Here is a 5,706-nt window from a genome sequence, read left to right on the forward strand (position 1 = left end):
TACCACCTTTATATACGATACATAGATCACACTCTTTCCCTTCACGACTCTCTTCCGATCTCGAAGCGAGGCGGCGCAGCCGCAAGTCTCGAGGGCCGACAGCAGGCGCCCCGGAGGGCCGAACCTCGAGCGGCGGAGCCGCTCCAAAATTACAGCCGAACCCTTGGCGGTCGGGTCACCCCGAACCCCACCGAACCTCAGCGCTGGAGCCGCTCCAAAATCACGGCTGCCAGGGCAGCAACTGCACCATCAAACCTTCACAGTCCGCCAGCACGGCGCCCTCGTCATCGGTGAGTTCGGCGCTGATGAACGTCTTACGCCCCTCGGTCCGCTCGACCCGCCCCCGCACGGTCAGCGGAGTGTCCAGCGGAGTCACCTTGCGGTAGTTGATATGCAGGTAGGCGGTGCGGCTGATCGGGCGGCCGGCGTAGTGCACGGTCATCCCGAACAGATCGTCGAACAGCAGCGGCAGCACCCCACCGTGCGCGGCCGCGTTCCCGCCGAGGTGGAAGCGGCGGAAAACACCCTGCATGACGATGCCGTCCGGGCCGGCCGAGACCGTCCGCCAGGGCAGCAGGAGCAGGCTGCCGCGGCCGGGCAGTTCGACGGCCCGCCCGGCGGGGCCCTGCTGTTCCGGGGCCCGGTGGGGCTCGAGCAGGGCGATCAGTTCGTTCACGCGGTCGCGCGCGGCGCCGTAGACCGAATCGGGGGCGTCGGCGGAGACGGCGAGGTCCTGTAGCGTGCGCATGGCCTCGACGAATTCGCCGAATTCCGGGCCGATACGGGCCGGGGTGATCTTGGGAAACCCGCCGTGCCGCTCGTACCGATCCTCGTCGACAGCGCTGTCGTCGATCACAGGTTGGGTCCGCTCGCTCATATATGCACGGTAACGCCGCGTTTTACGCCGTCCAAACAAATCGGCTGAGATGTGGTGAAGTCAACGGCCCGCGAACCCGCGTACCGCGCCTGATGTAATCACTGCCATGACGTTCAATCCGACGCTGTGGCGCGAAGTGGCCGGGTTCGAGAACCTGACCGATATCACCTACCACCGCCACATCGAGCAGGGCACGGTCCGGGTCGCCTTCGACCGGCCGGAGGTGCGCAACGCCTTCCGGCCGCATACGGTCGACGAACTCTATGCGGTCCTCGACCATGCCCGCACCACCGGTGATGTGGGCGCGGTCCTGCTCACCGGAAACGGTCCCAGCACCAAGGACGGCGGCTGGGCCTTCTGCTCGGGCGGCGACCAGCGGATCCGCGGCCGCAGCGGCTACCAGTACGCCAGCGGCGATACCGCCGACACGGTCGACCAGGCCCGGGCCGGCCGGCTGCACATCCTGGAGGTACAGCGGCTCATCCGGTTCATGCCCAAAGTCGTGATCGCCCTGGTCAACGGCTGGGCAGCCGGTGGCGGCCACAGCCTGCACGTGGTCTGCGACCTGACGCTGGCCAGCCGCGAACACGCCCGGTTCAAACAAACCGACGCCGATGTCGGCAGTTTCGACGGGGGTTACGGCAGCGCCTACCTGGCCAAGCTGGTCGGCCAGAAATTCGCCCGCGAGATCTTCTTCCTCGGCCAGGCCTACACGGCCGAGGAAATGCACGCGATGGGCGCGGTCAACAAAGTCGTCGACCACGCGGAACTCGAGGATGTCGCCCTGGAATGGTCGGCGGCGATCAACGGTAAATCCCCCCAGGCCCAGCGCATGCTCAAATACGCCTTCAACCTCGCCGACGACGGCCTCGTCGGCCAGCAACTCTTCGCCGGCGAGGCCACCCGCATGGCCTATATGACCGACGAAGCCATCGAAGGCCGCGACTCCTTCCTGGAAAAGCGGGCCCCCGATTGGAGTCCGTACCCCTGGCACTTCTGATCCGGAGCACTCGGCTAGCGGCCGCAGTAAGAGTGCGGCGCCAGATCACGTTCGGCGAGGTAGTTCTCGGTGATGCTGCGACGGGCCTGGTTCCCCAGTGCGCCCGAGTCGTAACCGTGGTTGGCGAACGGCAGCCCGGCGACGGTGACATCGACGCCGGCCCGCTGCGCACGGTCGGCGAAGTCCAGCACACCGTTCGCCGGAATGAACCCGTCACCCATCGGCTCGATGATCAGCGTCTGTGGCGCGGAAGGACCGATGTAGGTGTCCGAGGAGATGGCCCGCATCCGATCCGGATGCGCTTCCGGAGGCCCTCCGATGTAGTCCGAGGTGAAGGCCTTCGGCTCGGCCCCCGGGATCGGGTACCCGTTGTCATAGGCATCGCGGGGGTCGACCACGGGGTACTGCACGACAACCGCCCGAGGCACCGGAACGGTACGCCCACATGCGGTCAGGGGTGCCGACCGCGCAGCCGAATACGCCAGGTTGACCGCTAGATTGCCCCCCGCGGAATCCCCGGCCACCACAAGCTTGTCACCATCGCCACCCAGCGAATCGGCGTTCTCGCCGGCCCATGCCAGGGCGCAGGCGACGTCACGTGGCGCCTTGTCCCACGTCGCGACACTCGCCGTCGCCAGCCGGTACTCGACGCTGACCACCAACCAGCCCTCGTCGGCGAAATGGCGCAGGTCCGGCGAGGCATCTGCGACGCTCCCGCCGATCCAGCCACCGCCATGGATGTAGATCATCATCGGAGCGGACCCGCCGTCACCGCCGTCGGCGGGCTCGTAGATCAGGGCGCGCAACTCCTTGCCGCCGACAGTGTCGAACACCGTCGTCCGATCGGGTTCGGACGCCGACGGCGCGGACCACAGAGCCGAGACCGGGTTCACCGAGCCGCCCGCACGATAGGTGGCATGGGCGAAGGTCGAGACGATCGCGGTGGCCACCACGACGCCGGCGGCGGCCAGAGCCGCCACGACCCGCGAAGTCCGCCGCGGACCCCACCGCATTCCGGCCAGGGCCACCACGAACGCGAGCGCGCTGAGCAGGACCAGCTGCGGGCCGGCCGAGGGCCACACCCAGTTGCCGATCATCGTGACGGCGTTGGAAGCGGGATCCAGCGTCGCCGACGCGGCCACCACGAGGACCAGCACCGCGACGAGGCCTGCGAGTGCCAGCGCCACCCGCTGACCCCAGCGCACGATCGAGCGCGACCACTGCCCGCCTCCGCGCGGCTCGGCCACCGCGCCGCCCTTCGGGTTCTCCACCTCGGGAGCGAGCACTACCTCTTCGCGATCCATTTCCCGCAACCGACTCCGCTCCGTTCGCCGATCTCACCGGAAATCCGCGACGGCCACTGCGAGCCTGCGACCGTATCGGTGATTTCGCGACCATATCGGTCGTATGGAATCCGGTCGAACGCCGCAGCGTTACCACGCGTCCGAACTGCGGAAACGTGACCCGCGGCTGGTGGTCGAAGGGTCCGGCGATGCGCGGGGCGGTCCGTCACGGTTCGGCCGGCTTGCGCCCGCGCTCGCGATTCTCCAGATGCTGCCCGAAATCGCGCAGGTAGCTGCTGAACTCCGGACCCGCCAGGTACGCCTCGTACTGCCGGAGGCAGTCGTGGATCTCGGAGTTGTCCCCAGCGGCCAGGACATGACGGAGGTAACCGACGATGACCTCCTTGTCCGCGACCCAGGCGGCGAGGCTCAGAGAGGTCCAGCGATTCAGGCCGTCGAACCGATAACACCCGAACACTTCCTCGGAATCGGCGCTCATGATCGCCGCGAGTTCCGCTTCGTCACGGGGCTGGCGGAACACGAATTCGCGGTAGTGGTGGTCGTACGCCACGTTCTCGGGTGCGCTCAACCGCCCGGTCGCGCAGGTATCGCTCGAAACAGTCCAGATGATGCCCGGAACCGTCAGGAAGGCCCGGGTGTCCCAGTCCTCCAGTGGATGGTCGACCTTGCCGAGGAGCCAGTCCTTCGCGCTCGGATGCCAATTACGCAGCGGGGCGTGTAGGGCAACGGTCCGGATCTCCTGGTGGTCGGGCAAGTAGAGCGTCACAGGACTCATTGTCTCGAAGGGCACGGGTTCGGGGCGGGTCCCGTGACAACTGCCGTGCCACCCCTACACTCGTTCAGGGTGGATATCCTCAGTAGCCGGGTCATTCTGCGCCCGCGGGACTATGCGACCACCCTGGCGTTCTACCGCGACTCCCTGGGTTTGGCGGTGTTCCGGGAGTACCCCGGCGGAACAGTGTTCTTCGCGGGACAGTCATTGATCGAGGTCGCCGGCCACGGCGGTTCGGATACCGGCCCCCTGGGGTTCGCGGGGGCGATCTGGTTGCAGGTTCGCGATCTCGGGGCCGTCGCGGTGGAGCTGACGTTGCGCGGAGTGGCGATCGACCGGGCTCCGGTCACCGAACCGTGGGGATTGATCGAGATGTGGCTGACCGATCCCGACGGTGTGCCGATCGTGCTGGTGGAGATACCCGGAGACCATCCGCTGCGGCGCGACAACCGCTGACGCGGGGGCGGCGGGGTTTTCTGCCGGGTTGCCAACTCCCGGCCCGCCGGGCGACGATACGATCGGATGGCCGCCCGATCACCGACGCCCGGTGCGACCCCTTCGTACCGTCCGTCGAGTGAATCGCAGTCCCATGCCTGGCCCAGCGCAATCCGATCATCCGGCTCCGGCACCCTGTCCCGGCAGCACGGACCCCTGCCTGCCGTGTAACCGCGGACATGACACCATCGCTGCCGTGAGCGAGTACGACGAGCGGGTCACGGCCTACCGGCGTCCCGGGGACAAGGCGCGGCCGTGAGCAAAACCCTGCGTACCCTGCCCATTCCCACCGGTAGCGGCGTCAGCGACGTCCTCCCGCATCTGCGGCAGGTGCTGGACGGCAGCGGGTCGGCGGCGTGGCTGCCGGTACCGACCAGCGACCGTCGCGAGGCCCGGCGGCTGGGTGACGCGCTGGCCCCGGGGGAGCCGATCGAGGACGATATCGCCCTGGTCGTGACCACCTCCGGGACGACCGGGGTGCCGAAGGGCGCCATGCTCACCGCCGCCGCGCTACGCGCCAGCGGCGACGCCACCCACGAACGGCTCGGCGGCCCGGGGAGCTGGCTGCTGGCCCTGCCGACCCACCATATCGCCGGGCTCCAGGTGTTGCTGCGCTCGCTGCTGGCCGGGACGGAACCCACGGTGGTCGACGTATCCGGCGGTTTCCTGCCCGAAGCGCTGGCGGGCGCGATCGCGGGGATGCGCGGCGAACGTCGCTACACCTCGCTGGTGCCGACCCAGCTCATCAAGGTTCTGGAGGCGCCGGCCGCGACCGCCGCGCTCGCGGAACTGGACGCGGTACTCATCGGCGGCGCCGCCACCCCGGCACCGGTGTACGAACGCGCCCGCGACGCCGGCATCAATATCGTGCGCACCTACGGGATGAGCGAGACCTGCGGCGGCTGCGTCTACGACGGGGTGCCGCTGACGGGCGCCCGCGTCCGGATCGACGGTGGCCGCATCGTGCTCGGTGGTGACATGATCGCCGCCGGCTACCGCAATATGCCCGAGCATCCGGCCTTCGCCGAACCGGGCTGGTTCCGCACCGACGACGCCGGTGAATTCCAGGACGGTGTGCTGCGGGTGCGCGGCCGGCTGGACGAGGCGATCAGCACCGGCGGCCTGCTGGTGATCCCGCAGGTGGTGGAAGCGGTACTCGCGACCCATCCGGCGGTGGCGGAGTGTGTGGTGCTGGGCCTGCCCGACGAACGGCTGGGCCAGCGGGTCGCGGTGGCCGTGGTGCCCGTACCGGGCACCA

Annotated in this window: 6 protein-coding genes; 3 read left to right on the forward strand and 3 right to left on the reverse strand. The window is 68.5% G+C overall.

The features are described 5' to 3' along the window. Positions 1-220: 220 nt before the first annotated feature. A complete protein-coding gene (locus tag ACWDU1_RS28570) occupies positions 221-877 on the reverse strand; it encodes a PaaI family thioesterase (protein ID WP_450003175.1) in 657 nt (218 codons plus the stop codon). A 106-nt stretch (positions 878-983) separates the two neighbouring features. Between ACWDU1_RS28570 and ACWDU1_RS28575 the strand changes: the two genes are divergently transcribed. Beyond that, a complete protein-coding gene (locus ACWDU1_RS28575; protein WP_450003176.1) occupies positions 984-1,877 on the forward strand; it encodes a 1,4-dihydroxy-2-naphthoyl-CoA synthase in 894 nt (297 codons plus the stop codon). Between the two features lie 14 nt (positions 1,878-1,891). Here the strand turns inward: ACWDU1_RS28575 and ACWDU1_RS28580 are convergent, their stop codons facing one another. Beyond that, entirely contained in the window at positions 1,892-3,181 is a 1,290-nt protein-coding gene (locus tag ACWDU1_RS28580; RefSeq protein WP_450003178.1) for an alpha/beta hydrolase, read from the reverse strand. Between the two features lie 205 nt (positions 3,182-3,386). Beyond that, the gene (locus ACWDU1_RS28585) at positions 3,387-3,947 is read right to left on the reverse strand and encodes a hypothetical protein (protein WP_450003180.1); all 561 of its coding nucleotides are present in this window, start codon (positions 3,945-3,947) and stop codon (positions 3,387-3,389) included. 78 nt (positions 3,948-4,025) lie between these two features. Between ACWDU1_RS28585 and ACWDU1_RS28590 the strand changes: the two genes are divergently transcribed. Together ACWDU1_RS28590 and menE are read left to right on the forward strand one after the other, a co-directional pair. After that, positions 4,026-4,409 carry a VOC family protein gene (locus ACWDU1_RS28590; protein ID WP_450003181.1) on the forward strand — a complete coding sequence of 128 codons (384 nt, stop codon included), beginning with the start codon at positions 4,026-4,028 and terminating at the stop codon, positions 4,407-4,409. Between the two features lie 294 nt (positions 4,410-4,703). Beyond that, a partial coding sequence (gene menE / locus ACWDU1_RS28595) for an o-succinylbenzoate--CoA ligase (RefSeq protein WP_450003183.1) occupies positions 4,704-5,706 on the forward strand: 1,003 nt, incomplete at its 3' end.

This window comes from Nocardia sp. NPDC003345 (assembly GCF_053589395.1).

Excerpts from the sequence above, each read along its gene's own strand:
- ACWDU1_RS28570 (WP_450003175.1), bottom strand. The coding sequence starts at position 877 with ATGAGCGAGCGGACCCAACCTGTGATCGACGACAGCGCTGTCGACGAG.
- ACWDU1_RS28575 (WP_450003176.1), top strand. The coding sequence starts at position 984 with ATGACGTTCAATCCGACGCTGTGGCGCGAAGTGGCCGGGTTCGAGAAC.
- ACWDU1_RS28580 (WP_450003178.1), bottom strand. The coding sequence starts at position 3,181 with ATGGATCGCGAAGAGGTAGTGCTCGCTCCCGAGGTGGAGAACCCGAAG.